The sequence below is a fragment of the Alloacidobacterium sp. genome (assembly GCF_035631355.1).
Classification (GTDB): domain Bacteria; phylum Acidobacteriota; class Terriglobia; order Terriglobales; family Acidobacteriaceae; genus Alloacidobacterium.
The window spans coordinates 30,600-48,550 of sequence record NZ_DASQIX010000068.1; the positions used below are offsets into that span (position 1 = coordinate 30,600).

The following is a 17,951-nucleotide window of genomic DNA, read 5'->3' on the forward strand; positions in this document are numbered from 1 at the left end:
TATAGAGCCAAGCTTAGAAAAAGATTCGTCCGTAAAGTTGCATGGTACGGCCGAAGACAGTGAGATTGGTGATCGTGCCCTCACTTCCGCTGTTGATGGTTGAATTCGGTGTGGCAAAGCTGGGATGGTTGATCACATTATTTGCCGACGCACGAATCTCAACCCCCATATTCTCCCAGGGAATATGGAACGTCTTGCCAAGTGCGGCGTTGAACAGGAAGAAGCTCGGCCCGTATAGGTTATTCCTCTGCGTGTCGCCAAATGTAGCAGCAGCCGGTTGCACGAAAGCGGCAGTATTGAACCAATGATTGAGGTCCTGGTGGGCTGGGAGCGGACTTCCAACCTGGTTTGGATACTGCTGGTTGTTACCTGCCAGCGAGAAGGAATTGTCCGTTGCCATGTTAATGGTGTACGGACTGCCCGAGGTCCAGACAATGGTTGGTGAAATCTGCCATCCGCCGACCAGCGCATCCAGGAACGCATTATGGTTCAGGAATTGACGGTCTCTACCCACCGGCAGATCGTAGATCACCGCGGTTTTGAAAGAATTGCGAACGTCGAAGTTCGACGCTCCATAGTTCGCACCCGGATTGTAGGACCTCTGGTAAGCTAGGTTCCCGGCGCTGCTGCCCCATCCGGAGGAGTCAATGGTATCCAGCATATGCGCCCAAACGTAGTTCGCATTGAATTGGAGACCTCGTGTGAGACGCTGTTGGATCGTGGCCTGCAGTGAGTTGTAGTTGGAGACGGCGTTATTGGTTCCGCCTGCGCCACTACCGCTGTTAATTCCCAGGAACAACGGATATGGCCGCGATCCCTGATCATTTGGTCCCAGGCTGCCTTCAGGCACCTGGTTAATGTCAACCGGGAAAAGCAAATTATGGCCATGGCTGGCGACATAGGCCATCGTCATCATCGTGGTGGGAGTGAGTTCCTGCTGAATCTCGAAATTCCACTCGAGGATTTTTGGAACTGGCGTATGGTAGGCCTGATATGCGGGAGGACTCTGGCCATTAAAGGCGTCCGGAGTCGTTGGGGCAGCGACATAGGCCTGGTTGACGCTCAACCCTCCCGGCCCCTGATAATTCGTACTTCCGTCAGAGGCGAGAATTACGACAGGGAAGTTGCCGTTTGTATTGTCTGAAAGATTGCCGCGAGATCCGAACGCGCCGCCCATGCCCGGACCATACGTGTCGTCGCTCCAGGTATAGCCATACAGTCCAATACCGCCGCGAAGCACAGTCGTCGGTTTGTAGGCATACGAGAACCCAAAACGAGGCAGCCAGGTGCTCCAGTTCGGCGCCTGCAGGCTGTCACGTCCGTTTGCCTTCGTTGTTCCGTACCACATGGCGCCCAGTGAACCGTTGGCGGGATTCGTCACCCTCGGATCAAAAGATGCCATATTGCCCTTTACTTCATGCCAGCCGGTCATGCCCTGCCAGCGTATCCCGACATTCAGCGTCAAGTTGGGACGCAGCTTGATATCGTCCTGAACGAAAAGCTGCGGGCTCTTCAGGCGGCCGCCCCACTCCGGCGTCACATTGGCGTTCCAGTCATGTGTATAACCAAGCAGGAAGTCCGCAAAGCCCATTCCGGTGGACGTATCTCCGTTGGTAGCGGCTGTATACACGCCTGTGTAACCCATCGTGCCTGCATTCAGGTTGCCCCAGGCCGTGGAGTCCGCACGATTGATCAGGAACTCGCCTCCGAAGTGCAACACGTGCCGTCCCCGGATAAGCGTGACTACGTCCGAAGGATCAAAAACAAATTCCTTGTACACCGCATTCGATTGCGGGCCTAGCCCGTAAAAGTCCCCGTTTCCTGAAATGTTGATGGCCGGGAAGGTATCCGCCTTGGCGAACTGCCAGCCCAGTTTGGCGGGGAAGCCCTGATTGATCGAGAACGGCGTAAAGAAGTTCAGCTGGTCTGTGAAACCCATGCGGGCTTCGTTGATGAGATTTGGGCTGAGAGTCCACACCCAGGAGACCTGCGCGTTATCACGGCTAACATCGCCGTTCTGGCAATTGACCGGGCAGATTCCCTGATTGCGATAGGTCGCCGGGTTGTCGCTGTTCGTCTCGGAAATAATAATGTGATTGCTCGGATTGATATTCCAATCGAGCCGTCCGAAATACTTCGTGAACGGGTTTGAACTGGGTACGTTATAGAAGAAGTTATTGGTAATGCCCGTGCCTGTATTCGGCGCTGGAAAGTACGTTCCGATTGCAGCGGCGACTGGATCAATCATGTTCGCGGGAATCTTGTTGCCATTGCCGTACTCATCTGCGAAGGATCTGCGATGGACAATGCCATTCGCGTCGACGGTCTGCGTCGTTGGATCATAGATGGTGGGGAAACCCGTGAAGTCGCCACTGAGCAATGCTGCCGTTGGGACGTTCTCGAACCCGGTGTTGGCGCTTCCAGGGTTTATCGTCTTGTCGTAGTTGAAGTAAAAGAACAGTTTGTCCTTCAGAATCGGACCGCCAATCGAGAAGCCGAAATTGTTGTAACGGACTAGCCCGACCGTGGTCTTCGCGCCGAAGGCATAGTTGGCGGCGTTTAAGGCATTGTTCTGGAAGTACTCATAGCCCGCACCGTGGAATTGATTGCTGCCGCCCTTGCTGATCTGGTTAAAGGTCGCGCCGCCGATACCGTATTCCGCCGAGAACGCCGATGTGTCGATCTTCACTTCAGCGACCGTCTCCAGCACCATTACGTCAGAGTTCTGGCTCATCGGCAACGTGGTTGTCGCGCCATCAGCCAGCACCGTGTTGTAGGGTAGATTGCCGTTGATCGATGCTGTCTGGCCTGTCCGGTAATTTACGCTGGAAGCGCCAGGCAGCAACTGCACGAAATTCTGCCAGTCCGCGCCTACTTGCGGCAACTGAAGCAGTTGTTGAGATTCAAGCGTGTTCGTTTGCGCGCCGGTTTCAGTCTTCAACAGTGGAACATCGGTCTTGACGACTACTTCCTGGGTGGCCGCTCCCACAGCCAGCGATGCGTTCACAGTAACCGTCTCTACGTGCAGCGTGATGGGACCGCGGACATAAGTCTGAAAGCCTGATGCCGTAATCGTGATCAGATAATTGTCCGGAACGATCGAGCCAGTGTCGTAAAGACCGGCTCCATCAGTTGTGTAGATGTGCGTTATTCCCTTGTCGACATCCTCGACCTTAACGGTGGCGTTCGGAATGACAGCGCCTGAGGCATCTGTCACGGTCCCGCGAATGTCACCGGAGTTTGTGTTCTGCGCAACGACTGCTGCGCTCGACAGCGTCAAAGCAATAACGAGGCTGCCGCGAATGAATTTCCACATATTGCCTCCTGAAATGATTCATCTGCTTGGCCTGTCTCCGCTTCACTGAAGACGCGGCCCGTTTAGGGTTGAACCCCATTGTGTGCGCGCGACCGTAGCGATCAACTGTTTCCATTGCGGTGAGCAGAATTGCGAATTGCCTCTGCCTATTCCACGTGGATTGTGCCGGTCGTATCTAAGTAACGCTTCCAAACGCCCCTTCCACCACGCAAAAGACAACCGTTTGTTTAGGGACGCAAAATCTCCAAAACTCTGGAGCGTGACGATGAAAGCAACTCATGAATACAGTTGTCAAGCGAATTCTTCTCGTGTAGCGTTTAGACAAACCTTTGCCTTGCGATTACACGCAAACGAAGTTAGCCCGTGCCGTTTCACAACCCATTGATGAATCATGGATAATACAAACCGCCGCGATTTCCTGAAGCTTGCCGCCCTCGCCGCCTCATCGGCTGCCTCGCGTCCACTCGCCGCATGGGCCGCGCCCGACTCTCCGCTGAAGGCATGGCGCACCACCGGACAGCAGCGCTATGCGCCCATCGAGGCCCCTGCGTGGCGCACCGGCGAGACCATCTCTGCCATGAGCATTCGGCTCGACCCGGACCAGCACTTTCAACAAGTGTTGGGCTTTGGCGCGGCGCTTACTGACTCATCCTGCTACCTGCTGGAACAACTCGACGCCGCGAAACGCAAGTCATTGCTGGACGAATGTTTTGGCCCATCCGGCCTGCGTTTCTCCGTCGCGCGCACTACCATCGGTTCCAGCGACTATTCGCTGAACGCCTACAGCTACGACGACACTCCCTCGCCCGATCCGTCGCTCACCCATTTCAGCATCGAGCACGACCGCAAGTACATCCTTCCGCTGCTCAAGGAAGCGCGACAAACCAATCCTGAGTTGTTCTACTTCTCATCGCCGTGGAGCCCTCCTGGCTGGATGAAAGCCAGCAACTCCCTGCTGGGCGGCAACATGCGCAGTCACTACTTCGATGCTTATGCGCAATACTTTGTGAAGTTCCTTGACGGCTACGCCGCGGATGGCGTCAAGATCAATGCCGTCACCGTGCAGAACGAAGTCGATACCGACCAGGACGGCCGCATGCCGCAGGCGCTGTGGGGTCAGGAATACGAGATGAATTTTGTGAAGGGCTATCTCGGGCCGGCGCTGGAAAAATCCGTGCCCGACACAAAAATCTGGATTCTCGACCACAATTACAACCTCTGGGGCCGCGCTGTCGATGAGCTTAGCGATCCCGACGTCTACAAATATGTCGATGGAGTGGCATGGCACGGTTATTACGGTCCGCCGTCCGCAATGACGCGCGTGCATGACATGTTTCCCGCAAAAAATGCCTACTGGACTGAGGGCGGCCCAGACATCACCGAACCTGACTACGCGACAAACTGGGCAAAGTGGTCGAGTACTTTCACCGGTATCCTGCGCAATTGGGCGCGGTGCATTGTGAGCTGGAATCTGGTGCTGGACGAGCATGGCGAGCCAAATATCGGCCCGTTTTCCTGCGGAGGCGTAGTTACCATCAACTCTAAGACGCAGGAGTTTACGCGCAGCGGTCAATACTGGGCCTTCGCTCACTACTCAAAAGCGATCCAGCGCGGCGCGCGTGTCATTGCCTCATGGGGAGACCTCAAGGACATCGACCATGTCGCCGTTGAGAACCCCGACGGTAGCCATGTCCTCGTCCTCACCAACACAGGCCGCGAACAAAGCGTCCAGTGCGCGCTCCGTGACCAGTCGATGACCATCTCTCTGCCGCCTGATTCGGTCACAACGCTCGCTTGGTAGTACGTGGGCTTTGTCATACTAAGTTAATGCGCCATTCCAGAGCCGTCTCCTGATTCGGGATGACCGGAGCAGGTTTGCTTCGGTTCACTAGCGGGGTGGCTGCCCTTCAATCGTGCGCAAGAGTTCGACAATCTTTGGCGCTGCTATGTGTTTGTAGTCGGCCGATAACAGACCAAAACTTTCAATCGCATCGTACTTCCTGCTCACGCCCGTCGATTGCGTCCCATTCAGTGGCCAATAACTCCACGATATCTGCGGATTTTCTTTCAGTAAGCGGACAAACTGCCTAAACCAATCAGCCTCCGCGCCACAGTCCAGCGTCTGACAGGTGCCGAACTCCCCAACCCAAAGGGGTACTCCGGGCTCGGTGTGCAGTAGAAACGTCGCGCGCGCCTCGTAGACTTCCTTTAGCTCCTCAAAGCTGGATGGGGTTTGTTCTGCCGCATAGTAGGCGTGAGGCGAGTAGACGAGCCTGTACGGCACCGGCAGATTTACCGGGAGCTTGTCGAATCCGGCGAAGTTGGTGGAATATTCGGGGCCTTCCACAATGACCAGCAGCCGCGGATTAGCAGCCAATACAGCTCTGCCGCCGCGCTCTGCCGCCGCATGCCAGTCGAGCTTGGGATCCGTACCGCCCCATGCTGCGCCATTGCGCAGTTCGTTGCGCAAATCTGCGCCTACAACCCACTTTTGATTTCGATATCGTTTCGCAATCGTCTGCCAGTCTGCAAGCCAGTTCGCCTCCGGGTACTCATGGTTGTACCAGAGCCCGTTGCCGTCCGATTCACTGCAACACCAGTCAGCCCTGCTGACATGATTGTCGAGAATGACCATGACGTGTGCATGTTCCAACGCCGCAATCACTGCGTCCATCACTTCCATCGCGTGCTTGCCTTTGAACTGCGGGTTTGCGGCAACTGCGTAGTCAGGCACCAGCGGATTGCGTTCCAGCGTTTCATTCGCCCAGGGCAAGCGCACCGAGTTCACACCGATCTGCCGAATTTGCTCGACAATAGTCGCCAGCGGAGCGTGATCCAGCCCGCCTGCCACATATTCTTTTTGATCGAAGCCGTACCAATTCACGGAAGTAAGCCGCACTGGATTTTCTGACGCATCCAGAATCTGATGGCCTTCCGTGTGGAGTGGCGGTACTAACCCGGCGTGCTGACTATAGACAGGTTTGCAAACGAGGCAGATCATAGCCAGCAAAAGCGCCTGGATTTTTCGCTGTGAATTCATGTGTAGTATGCCCGCAATCGTTGAGTTAGGAGCACCGTACGCTCTGATAACGACAATGCTCAATGGTAATATTCAACGTCAACGAATCATGAAGCTGGCTCAAAGCACAAAACCTCGCGTAACTCAATGCCAAAAACCCACAGGTTGGCTTGGCCGGCTCGTTCTGCGAAACATGAATTCCCGGCATTCAGGCGTGACTGATTGGGGTCTTTCGCAAGTTCCTATCGAAAAGAACTTTACGATTCTGGACATTGGTTGCGGCGGTGGGCGAACGGTGAGCAAGCTGGCTGCGATCGTGACGGAGGGTAAGGTCTATGGCCTTGATTACTCGACGGCCAGTGTCGCCTTCGCCGCTAAGACAAACAGGGATTGGATCAAGAAAGGCCGCGTGGATATCCGTGAGGGATCTGTATCACAATTGCCGTTTGCGTCGGCCACTTTCGATCTTGTTGTCGCTGTCGAGACACATTTCTGGTGGCAGGATTTGCCTGGCGATCTAAGGGAATTGCTCCGCACTCTGAAACCGGGAGGTTCGCTTGCCATCATTGCCGAAGTCTACAAAGGGGCCAATACCACCACAGCAAGGCTCGTCGAAAAATACCTTCCAAAGACAGGCATGAAATTGCTGACTCCCTGTGAACATCGCGATCTATTGGTCGAGGCCGGCTACACGAACGTGCAAGTCACGTTGGAAACCGGCAAAGGATGGATCCTTGCCATCGGGAAGAAGAGCTTCGAAATATAAGCGACCTAGATCTGGACAGCTTCTTTTCTCGTTCTGATAGATTCTTTGCTGCCCACTTGCCGTGGAGGGCAGGTGGTCTCGCGGACGATAAGACGCGGCTTGACCGCGACCTCCTGCGGAACATCGCCCGGCGAGCGCAGCCGTTCCAGCAGCAGTTGCGCCGCAAGCTTGCCCATTTCGTGCAGGGGCTGGCGGATAGTGGTGAGGCTCGGCGTCTGAAACGCAGCCTGCGGCACATCATCGAAACCGATGATGGAGATATCTTCGGGCACGCGTAGCTGGGCATCGTGCAGTGCGCGGATCGCGCCAATCGCCGCCATGTCATTAAAGCAGACCATGGCGGTAAATTTACGATGATGCGCCAGCAATTGCTGGACTACAGGATAGCCGAGCTCGGGCGTGGTCAGGTCTTTGGTGAGCTGAATCGTCAGTTCCGGATGGATTGGCAGACCAAGCTCGCGCGCTACCTTGACTATGCCCTGCCACCGTACTTCCGAATCTGAGCTGTAGGGCTGCCCGCGCATAAAGGCTATCGCACGATGGCCCAGATCATACAGATGCCTGATTGCCATCTCCGCAGCGATGTTGTGATCGAGCACAACATTGGTCACGCTGTTGATTCGGCGATGACCGGCAACGGCAATGGCCGGAACCGAAAGCTTGTGATCAAGATGCGTATCGATGGCGATGATCCCCTCGGCGCCGCGGCCCACCAGCATGCGCGGATATTGCTCGATCAGGTCAGGACGGTGCCGATGGTGCGCGATGAAGTAGAAGTAGCCCTCTTCCAGGAGATGGTCACCTATGCCGCTCATCACCTCGGTGTGGTACCCATCAGCGAGCACCGGAACCAGAATGCCGATGGTCATGGTGCGCCGGTTGCGCAGCGACCGCGCGACGAAGCTGGGCTGATAGTTGAACTTCCGCGCCGCCGAGCGGATGCGCTCCCGCGTGGCCTCGGGAATCGAGCGGCCGGGCACGTTGTTGAGCACGACCGAAACCGTGGCCGGATCAAGCTTGAGATGGGCCGCAAGCACCTTGAGCGTGACTGGCTCCGCAGCTCCGTTGTTGCTGGTTTTCTTTTTCGCCATGGCGTGCTACAAACCCGGAACTCCCGTCTTCACGGAATAGAGTGACGTGTGCGTCAGGATATAGAGCGTCTTGCGGTCGCGTCCACCAAATACGACATCGATAGGCCGCTCAGGCACATCGATCTGGCCCAGCAGTTCGCCTTTCGCGCTGTAGACGAGCACTTGTCCAGCCGCAAGATATACGTTCCCTCCGCGGTCTTGCGTAACGCTCTCGCCACCCCGTTCGGCAAAGAGTTGCAAACCGGTAATTGTGCCTTTGTCAGTTACATTTCCCTTGTAGGTTTTTTCATCCGACTCGTCGCTCACATAAAACGGATTTCCCGGCACAGCTTTCCCCAAGCTGAATGCGCGAAGAATATCGGCCATCTTCGTCCCATAGTAAAGTTGGCCCTGCACGAAGTCCTCGCCCGCCGGAATGAATACGGTGCCGTCGGGCGATACATACTGATATGGCCTGTCGCCGGGAACGCTGCGCGCGCTCCATACGTCTACTGGCAGCAGCGGCGCCATGCTAGGACGCGCCGTGGCCGGCTCAGGCTTGAGGAACGTTGCCTGGTCCATCGGCGTACCTGGGCGGAAGGAATATACCGTCCCTTTCCCCGCATAGGACACCACCAGAAGGTCTCCCGCTTTATCAAATCCCAGGTTCACCGGATCCAGCGGATTGTCGCGCACCACGACCGCTTCGCGCGTCTCCGGCGACCACTTGTAGATCCGCTGCCAGTGCGCATCTACGAAATAGAGTTGGCCATCAGGATCAACAGCCGCCCCGGAGATGTTGAAGAATCCGGTCGCCAGCCGCTCCAATTGCGCGCCCGAAGCAAGCGTCGGCGGAAGTGGACTCTGCTTCTGTGGAGTGTATTGCTCCGGCACGTTCAGCGATGCAAATTCGTATGCCCGCACTTCAGCGTGTTTCGTTGAGTCGACAACAGAATTATCGAAGCCGGCCTTGCTGTCGCTGTCCACATGCACGTTGCGGAAGCGGATGTCATGCGATTCCGATATCTTGATTGCATAAGGAAACGGCTGATAGCTGCTCACGACTCGATAGCCGTGATAATTGGCAATCGTGATGTTCTTCGATCTTGAGATTTCGAGCGGCAGCGCAAAGCCGCTCTCGCCGCGCTCTTCCTCGGTCTGGATGGCGTCGAGTTCCCAATTCTCCACCCGGTCGAGCTTGACCTCGTTACGAACGTGGTGCTCGCTGGAAAGCTCGTACACATGTCCAGGCGTGGTTGTATTCGAGATGTAGAGTCCGGCCTGTGCGAACGTGCTCGGCGTCCAGATGTCAGCGAACGTTCCACCGCCGCCATTTGTAATCCACAGGCTTGGGTATTGCCCATCCCACCGGCGGCGAATGTCCGGATCGGCAGTATGCGTGTTGTTATAAGGATTGATGCGTGTGCCGTCCGCGGCATTGGTTCCGTGACCGCCGAGGAAGCGCACATCGTCCATCAGGGAATCCGCGCCCGCCATCCACAGCGCTCCCACAGCGCGGCTGTTAATACCGTTGGTATAAAGGCCGATTCCAGTGACGATGTTGTGCCCGCCTTGCGGCGTTTCCAGCAGCGCTTTCGGCGTGCCCGGGCCCTGAAAGGCAGGCGTGCAGTCGAGCAGATCAAACTGCGTCATGCTCGGATGCAGCCCGAAAAGCACGGTGTCAGGACGAAGCCTGATCGTATCGCTGACGACGTATCGGCCCATGGGAATGTAAATCACGCGATGCTCGGCAATCGCCCTTTGCACTGCGGCGGTGTCGTCGGTCACGCCATCGCCTTTTGCGCCCAGCGATTTCAGGTTTGTCCATGTATTTGCAGGCGGCAATGAACGGACTGCGTTATATCCAAAGGGCGGCAGCTCTTTCACTGCGTCAGCATCGAAATTTGTCTGAATCTTGCCATCCACGCCCGGAGCGCTCATCGTTAAACCGTGAGAGAACGACTTAACCATGTAGCTCTCGCCGGGAGCGGCAACCTTCTTTTGCGTTTCTCGCAACAGGGCAAAAACGGGAACCTTACGGCAGGCAATCTTTTCAAGATTGATCTCGGTGCGCGGGTTATTGACTTTGCTGATGGTGATGGCCGGACCGCTGATGTTCTCAAAGCGCACGTCTTTCGCCCATAGCTCTTCCGCATAATCCGGATCGATGGAGATCGCCTCCGTGACGTTGCGAAATGTGTCATGAATCAGCGTGAGTCCAGCTTCGTGCTCGCGGATGGCCGCCTTCCTCTGGTCTTCAAAAGTCGAATCGAGCAGCGTGAACTGCCAGCCCGGCGAAGGCTTTTGCGTGATGATCCCGTAATCTCCGCCGTAGAAGTGCAGGTCTTCCGCCTCGTTGCCGATGTCCTTGAGTGCTGCAAGCCCGGAGCCGATGTGGAAATCGATATGCGTGAGGAAGCAATGCTGCGCCACATGGAAGCGGATCCCAACCGCCGCAGGGTTTCCGTTTCCGATTTCGAAATCGACATTGTTCATTGCGGAGTAGAACGTTCCCGGATTTGCATCGATGATATTGTTACTGGGCGGCACTGTCCCTTCCATGACCGGACGCGGACCACTGCCGGCACGCTCTCTCCAATGCGTCCCGCCGGGCCGTCCTCCAGTGAAGAAAACCATGTAGCCGATGCCTTGCTGATAGCCGGGGGTGTTGTCCGCCAGCACAAACACTGGGCGGTTCGCGCCGTAGCCAATCACACGCACTCCCGGCCATACATAGATGGTGCGCGTGATGCGGTAACGTCCCTCAGGAATAAAGACGATGCCTTCGCCGTGTTCACCTTCTGCTTTATCGATTGCGGCCTGGATGGCGGCGCTATCGTCAGCCTTGCCGTCTCCGATGGCGTGGAACTGCTCTTTGGTCAGATAGATGGCCTTCGGATCATCGAGGCGAAGCGGATAGTACGACGCTCCTCTTAGAGGAAGCGCAAATCCAAGCAGAGCAACTCCAAGTATGACGGCCTTTTTCATTACCGTTTTTTCCTATGTGCGACAAGTTATCTGATTTCCAACAAAATAAACCCAACCCATTGGGCCAAAAATGCCGAAGAGATGTCAAGGCTTATGGCTGCAAACAATCGTTTGTCTTGTATTGGCTCCTTGATGTCATATAAGGATTTGGCTTCTCACCTAAACAGCCAGGCATCTCGCATTCACACATCATTTACATTGAAACTATGACGAAAGTGTCGAAGGTTGACCTTGTCGGCGTAGGACTGAACGCCACAGACACGCTGATCCCCCTCGCCATCTATCCTGCTCTCGGCTCCAAAGTTGAGTATCGAGACGCAACCGTGGCGCCCGGCGGACAGGTCGCGACCACAGTGGTTGCGTGCCAGCACTGGGGTCTGCGGACGCGCTATGTCGGCAAGCTCGGCGACGATGACGCAGCCAGGCTTCATCACAAAGCCTTCCAGAGCGCTGGAGTTGAAGCCCAGCTCATTACGGTCGCGGGAGGCGCGAGCCCGCAATCTTTGATTCTCGTTGACGGTGCTGGCGAACGTACCGTGCTTTGTCGCCGTGATGAGCGGCTCGTCCTTCAGCCCAGTGAGCTGAATCGCGAATGGATCGTGAATGCAAGGGCGCTTCATGTCGATGGCCATGACACTGCTGCGGCAACTCTGGCATCGCGATGGGCGCGCACCGCAGGAGTTCCCGTCGTCGCTGATCTTGATGAACCGTATCCCGGCGTCGAGGAGCTTCTTGAGAACATTGATTACCTCATCGTGAGCAGGGATTTTCCCTGCAAGCTCACCGGCGAGGTCGACCTCGAAAAAGCGCTGCGCCGCATGCAGCGCCGCTACGGATGCCAGCTTACCGCCGCAACTCTAGGGCCGGACGGCGTTCTTGCCTGGGATGGCAGGCAGTTTCATCACACGCCCGCCTTCTGCGTTCCGGCAGTCGATACCACCGGGGCCGGAGACATCTTTCACGCCGGATTCATCTACGGCTTGCTTCAAGACTGGCCGCTTGATCGGCAACTCGATTTCGCCTGCGCCGCCGCCGCTTTGAACTGCATGGCATCCGGGGCGAGGGGCGGTATTCAGGCAGTAGAGGAGATTGAGAGCCTGATGGCCACCGGCCCGCGCTATTATGCCGCGTATTGCGAATCAGCTCAGACTGAATAGGGACAGAAAAAGCGCGTGGATGACCCACGAGCTTTTCTCAGGTTGAGACGTTAGCTGGCTGTAAGTTCCGCCGCGACCTTCTCGGTAACAAACGCTTCGATCGTATCGCCAACCTTCACATCGTTGAAGTTCGACAGTCCGACGCCGCACTCCATGCCGTTGGTGACTTCCTTGGCGTCATCCTTGAAGCGCTTGAGTGATGACAATTTGCCTTTGTAAACCTGTTCGCCATCGCGCATCAGGCGGACGTCGGCGTCCCGCCGCAGCACGCCGTCGAGGACGCGGCAGCCTGCGATGGTGCCCACCTTCGGAATCTTGAAGACATTGAGCACTTCGGCGCGGCCAAGGTAGTTCTCCTTGAAGACTGGCTCCAGCAGCCCAAGCATGGCTTTGCGAATCTCGTCCTGCAACTCATAGATGATCGAGTGCAGCCGAATCTCGACGTCTTCCTGCTCGGCCAGATCGGCAGCCTTGCGCTCCGGACGCACGTTGAAACCGATGATGATAGCGTTCGATGCCGAGGCCAGCAGCACATCGCTTTCCGTGATTGCGCCGACACCAGAACGGATGACCTTGATGCGCACCTTTTCGGTGGACATCTTCTGCAGCGAATCGGCCAGCACTTCGACCGATCCCTGCACGTCGCCCTTGAGGATGAGGGGCAATTCCTTGACCCCGGCCTGCTTGATCTGCTCGGCCAGTCCTTCAAGCGAAACGCGCGATGACTTCGCGAGCTGCGCTTCGCGCTCCTTCATCTTGCGGTACTGCGCGATGTTCTTGGCCTTGTCGCGGTCGCTGACGACGAGGAAGGTATCGCCTGCATCCGGCATGCTTTCTAAACCAAGAATTTCAACCGGTGTCGATGGCCCTGCTTCTTCAATAGCTCGTCCGCGATCGTCAAACATGGCGCGGATTTTGCCGAACGTATTGCCGACGATGAAGCTGTCCTGGTTCTTGAGCGTGCCGTTCTGCACAAGGACGGAGGCGACAGCACCGCGTCCGCGGTCGAGTTTCGCTTCGATGACCGTGCCCACAGCCGAGCGCCCCGGCGTCGCTTTCAGATTTCCGAGATCAGCCACGAGGCAGATCATTTCGAGCAGCAGGTCGAGGTTCTGCCGCTTCTTCGCGGACACATCGACGAAGACCGTCGAGCCGCCCCAGTCTTCCGGAACAAGCCCACGATCTCCAAGCTGTTTCTTCACACGGTCGGGCTGCGCTTCCGGCTTGTCGATCTTGTTCACCGCTACGATCATGGGCACGTTCGCAGCCTTGGCATGGTCGATGGCTTCGAGCGTTTGCGGCATCACCCCGTCATCGGCGGCAACAACAATGACAACGATGTCAGTAACTTTGGCGCCGCGAGCGCGCATACGGGTAAAGGCTTCGTGGCCTGGAGTATCGAGGAAGACAATCTCGCGTCCGAACGCTGGCGAGTCCTGCTTGCCGATACGGACCTTGTAAGCACCAATGTGCTGCGTGATACCTCCAGCTTCGCCACCAGCAACATCGGTCTCGCGGATAGCATCGAGCAGGGAGGTCTTTCCATGATCGACATGGCCCATTACCGTAACCACCGGAGGCCGCGAGACTTCTAGCTCGTCCGGGTTCTCCTGCTGCAACATGCTCTCGATGGCTTCATTGGCCATCTGGTCTTCAAAGGTAATGAATTGCGTGTCTGCGCCAAACTGACGCGCCACATCCTTCACCAGTTCCGCATCGAGGGACTGATTGACGGTGACAAAGACACCGCGCATGAGAAGGGTAGCAATAAGGTCCTTGCCGCGCACTTCCAGTTTTTCCGCCAGGTCCTTGACGCTAATGCCTTCCGTCACAGTGATAGTACGCGTGATCGGCATTGGCTCGGCGGGAACCTGCGCGCCGCCAAAACGCGACGGCGGCGCAAAGCCCTTCATCGGGCCTTCTTTGGTCTTTGGATATTGCTGACGGCCACGACGCTGCTGGCCGCCAGGCCGCTGCGGACGCGGCGCTTCACCCGGAGGCGGAACGAGTCCGGGCGCGCCCATTCCCGGACGCTGACCGAAGCCAGGACGCGGACCTCCGAAGCCGGGCCGCTGCCCAAAGCCGGGGCGCGCTGCTCCCGGAGGGCCTCCAGGCTGAGTGCGCGTGGGGTGCATGGGTCGGCGGCCGCCGGGGAACTGTCCCGGAGGACCACCCTGCGGACGCTGTCCGGGAGCGCCACCGGGGCGGCGATCAAAGATTGGACGGCCGCGCTGCAAACCACCCTGAGTCTGCCCTGTCGGCGCAGGTGACGGCGGCGGCGCCGTGTATACCGGGCGCGGACCCGTCTGCGGCATAATCACGCGGCGGGCTGGCGCTGAAGATGCGGCTGTGTCAGCTTGAGGAGCCGCTGCGGTTGCTGGAGCCGGCGGTTCGACTGTCTCAGATGTGGCGACAGGCGCAGACGGAGCAGCAGCCACAGGAGCCGGAGCACTCACCGGCGCAGGAACAGCCACAGTCGGCGTTACCGGCTTGGCGGCTACAGACGCGACAGCAGGCGGAGCAGCGACAACCGCCGGTTTGGTTTCAGGCGGAACAACCGGAGGCTTCGCTACAACCGGACCAGCCGGGGGCTTGGCTGCGATGGCTGGAGTCTGTGGAGGGGGCGCCACCACCGCCGGCGCAGGCCGGGGCTGAGGAACAATTCTGCGCGGAGCCGGTTTGGCTGCTTCCACGGGAGGAGCTACCGGCGCCTGCGGAGTAGGCTGCTTCGGAGCAGCAGGAGCAGCAGGAGCAACAGCAGGCTTCACTGCGGAAGGCTGCGGCGCGGGACGGCTGGCGGCAAGCGCTTCCTGCTCTTTGCGTTCCTGGATTGCCTTCAGCACATCGCCGGGCTTGGAAACGCGCGACCAGTCAATCTTCGGCTTTGGCTCGGCTTCAGCCCGCGCCTGTGATGATGCGCCTGCGGTCTTGCCGCCGCGGTTGAAATGTGCGCGCACACGCTCGGCTTCATCCGCCTCCAGCGAACTGGAGTGCGTCTTTTTCTCGGTCACGCCGACATCTGTAAGCACGTCGAGAATGGCCTTGCTCTTTACTTCCAGCTCGCGTGCCAGATCGTTGATTCGAACTTTGCTCATCCGTCCCTTTTTGCGTTTCTACGTCCCAAGCGCTCAGCTGTTCATAGCAACCTCATGCCTGTGGAAGTCAATCCTGTTTGTATTATCGCCTGAAATAACGCGCCTCGCGCCCATCATCTCAGACCTGCATATCTCATGGCAGCGCATCTTATGCGCCGCCCTCATCAACCTTTTTGCCTTCGACCGCCTCATCTTTCGGCTCGTCCACATTGCCTTCGACAACTGCTTCGGCGCGCGCGATTTCCGTATTGGGATGATGCTCGGCCAGCACTTCACTGGTGTCTTCCCGTCCTGGCTCCAGAGACTCTGCGCCTTCGTCTGCCAGCGCAGGACCTTCTTCTGTTACTTCAGCCAGCCGTTCTTCCGCCAATTCATCAGTGATGAGGCCGGAACCATCTTCTGAGGGCCGCTCTTCACCGGTCTGAGTCAGGTCCTGCTCCAGCGCGGCAATCTCTTCCTCTGCCTGAGCGTCCGCAATGTGCTCTGCTTCAGCGAGCTCTGGCATAGCAGGCCCCGGGCGCTCTTCGCCTTCCTCATACTGTCCGAAATAGTGGCGAACAGCAGAGCTGATTTTCTCCAGTGTCTTCTCCCCGATGCCGGGAATCTCTTCGAGCTGTTCCGGCGTCATATCGGCCAGCGCTTCCACTGTCGTCACTCCAGCCGCAACCAATTTCTGGATAATGGCCTCACCCAGCTCGCCAACCTGCTCGATGGGTGTAGTCGGACCGCCAGACATGGCCTGCATCTGCTGCTCCACTTCCTGGCGCTTCTCTTCCTCGCTCTTGATGTCGATCTTCCAGGCCAGCAGTTTGGCGGCAAGCCGTACATTCTGGCCCTTCTTGCCGATGGCCAGCGATAACTGCGTGTCATCGACGATGACTTCCAACTGTTTTTCGCCCAGATCAGTAATGCTGACACGGCTTACCTTCGCCGGTTGCAGCGCCTTCTCTGCAAAGGTTGTGACCTCTTCGCTGAACTCGATGATGTCAATCTTTTCCCCGCGCAACTCGCGGATAATCGACTGCACGCGCATGCCCTTCATGCCCACGCACGCGCCGACCGGATCAACATCCTTGTCGCGCGACGTGACGGCGATCTTGGTGCGCTCACCCGCTTCGCGGGCTATGGCTTTAATCATCACCGTGCCGTCGTAAATCTCCGGCACTTCGCTCTGAAAGAGGTTCTGCACCAGCTCCGGCGCGGCCCGCGAGACAATCACCTGCGGCCCCTTGGCCGCGCGATCCACGCGCAGCAGCACGACGCGAACGCGCTCGCCCACGGCAAACTGCTCCAGCCGCGACTGTTCGCGCTTGGGCATCCGCGCTTCCGCCTTGCCCAGGTCGAAGATCACGTCCTGCGGTTCCAGACGCTTGACCGTCGCGTTAAGGACCTCGCCGACGCGATGGTTATATTCCTGGAAAACCGTGTCGCGTTCGGCCTCGCGCACCTTCTGGAAGATGACCTGCTTGGCCATCTGCGCGGCAATGCGTCCAAGCACGTCGGTCGGCTTGTAATAGCGAATCTCGCCGCCAATCTCGACCTCGGGCGCAAGCTCGCGCGCCTCGCCAAGGGCGATCTGGTTCACCGGGTCTTCAATCTGCTCTGGCGCTTCGACGACGGTTTTGTAGATATATGCGCGAATTTCGCCCGTCTCTTTATCGAGCTCGGCGCGCATGTTTTCCTGCGTCTTGTAATACTTGCGCGTTGCCAGCGCAATCGCGTCTTCCACCGCGGACACAACGATGCCCGGGTCAATGCCTTTGTCGCGGCTCAGCGCCTCAATGCTTTGATACAACACACTTGCCATGCTGCTCTCTCTTCCAAACCCTTGGGTACCCCATCCTTTCGAGCACTTGCGAAAGGATGGCAGATTACAAATTTTCAGAACTCCGGAACGAGGTTCCCCTTTTCTATATTGGAGAACTCGATTTCGACCGTCTCGCTCGCCGCGTCCTTTTTCTTCCTGCCCTTTTGCTTCATTGCGGACAAATCCAGCACAACGCCACGCCCATTTACTTCTGTGAGCTTGCCATGCCAATGACGGTTGCCCGCAACCGGCTCAAAGGTCTGCAGCTTCACCATGCTGCCTCTGAAACGCCGGTAATCATGCTCGCCGTACAGCTTGCGGTCCAGGCCGGGTGAGGAAACCTCCAGTGTATATTCCGCCCCCGGAACCAAGTCTTCCACATCTAGAACCGTACCGAAATCCTGGCTGAATTGCTGGCAATCCTCATGCGTGATGCCCGCCAGTTGGTCGATTTCCACGTCCGACGGGAGAAAACTCTCTTCCGGATTCCGAGCCTTAGTGGCCTCGGCCAGCTTCGCTCGTTGCTCGGCGTTCTTCTCAATAAACACACGTAAAATGCGATGTTTGCCGCCGCCCTGGTGCTCAATTTCAATCACATCAAGACCGTGCGAAGCGGCAACCCGCTGCGCCGTGGCGCGAATTTGGTCCAGAAGCAATGCCATGCGTTGAATTGAGTTTGCAGCAAAAGAAAAGTGGGCTTTCGCCCACTCATTCCTCCGCGCCCCGGCTGACT

The 17,951-nt window shown here is 57.4% G+C and carries 10 protein-coding genes; 3 read left to right on the forward strand and 7 right to left on the reverse strand.

The window, feature by feature from the left end:
* Positions 1-13: 13 nt before the first annotated feature.
* Positions 14-3,316: a TonB-dependent receptor gene (locus VEV40_RS12400; protein ID WP_324832694.1), complete on the reverse strand. Its 3,303-nt coding sequence runs from the start codon at positions 3,314-3,316 to the stop codon at positions 14-16.
* A gap of 391 nt (positions 3,317-3,707) precedes the next feature.
* On the opposite strand from VEV40_RS12400, the gene VEV40_RS12405 reads away from it, so the two are divergent.
* Entirely contained in the window at positions 3,708-5,117 is a 1,410-nt protein-coding gene (locus VEV40_RS12405; RefSeq protein WP_324832696.1) for a glycoside hydrolase family 30 protein, read from the forward strand.
* Between the two features lie 87 nt (positions 5,118-5,204).
* Here VEV40_RS12405 and VEV40_RS12410 read toward each other — a convergent pair whose 3' ends face one another.
* On the reverse strand, positions 5,205-6,356 hold the full coding sequence (locus tag VEV40_RS12410; RefSeq protein WP_324832698.1) for a glycoside hydrolase family 5 protein: 1,152 nt from the start codon (positions 6,354-6,356) through the stop codon (positions 5,205-5,207).
* A 172-nt stretch (positions 6,357-6,528) separates the two neighbouring features.
* On the opposite strand from VEV40_RS12410, the gene VEV40_RS12415 reads away from it, so the two are divergent.
* Positions 6,529-7,101, forward strand: coding sequence for a class I SAM-dependent methyltransferase (locus VEV40_RS12415; RefSeq protein WP_324832699.1), 573 nt, complete (start codon positions 6,529-6,531; stop codon positions 7,099-7,101).
* A 5-nt stretch (positions 7,102-7,106) separates the two neighbouring features.
* Here the strand turns inward: VEV40_RS12415 and VEV40_RS12420 are convergent, their stop codons facing one another.
* Both VEV40_RS12420 and VEV40_RS12425 read right to left on the reverse strand, forming a co-directional pair.
* Positions 7,107-8,192, reverse strand: coding sequence for a LacI family DNA-binding transcriptional regulator (locus VEV40_RS12420; protein ID WP_324832701.1), 1,086 nt, complete (start codon positions 8,190-8,192; stop codon positions 7,107-7,109).
* A gap of 6 nt (positions 8,193-8,198) precedes the next feature.
* The gene (locus VEV40_RS12425; protein ID WP_324832703.1) at positions 8,199-11,159 is read right to left on the reverse strand and encodes a glycosyl hydrolase family 28-related protein; all 2,961 of its coding nucleotides are present in this window, start codon (positions 11,157-11,159) and stop codon (positions 8,199-8,201) included.
* A 206-nt stretch (positions 11,160-11,365) separates the two neighbouring features.
* Between VEV40_RS12425 and VEV40_RS12430 the strand changes: the two genes are divergently transcribed.
* Positions 11,366-12,316, forward strand: a complete 951-nt coding sequence (locus VEV40_RS12430) for a carbohydrate kinase family protein (RefSeq protein ID WP_324832705.1) — start codon at positions 11,366-11,368, stop codon at positions 12,314-12,316.
* Positions 12,317-12,366: 50 nt separating this feature from the next.
* Here the strand turns inward: VEV40_RS12430 and infB are convergent, their stop codons facing one another.
* The 3 genes from infB to rimP all read right to left on the reverse strand — a co-directional run bounded on the left by infB (position 12,367) and on the right by rimP (position 17,880).
* A complete protein-coding gene (gene infB, locus VEV40_RS12435) occupies positions 12,367-15,411 on the reverse strand; it encodes a translation initiation factor IF-2 (protein WP_324832707.1) in 3,045 nt (1,014 codons plus the stop codon).
* A gap of 148 nt (positions 15,412-15,559) precedes the next feature.
* The gene (nusA, locus tag VEV40_RS12440; RefSeq protein WP_324832708.1) at positions 15,560-17,218 is read right to left on the reverse strand and encodes a transcription termination factor NusA; all 1,659 of its coding nucleotides are present in this window, start codon (positions 17,216-17,218) and stop codon (positions 15,560-15,562) included.
* 74 nt (positions 17,219-17,292) lie between these two features.
* A complete protein-coding gene (rimP, locus tag VEV40_RS12445; protein WP_324832709.1) occupies positions 17,293-17,880 on the reverse strand; it encodes a ribosome maturation factor RimP in 588 nt (195 codons plus the stop codon).
* Between the last annotated feature and the right edge of the window lie 71 nt (positions 17,881-17,951).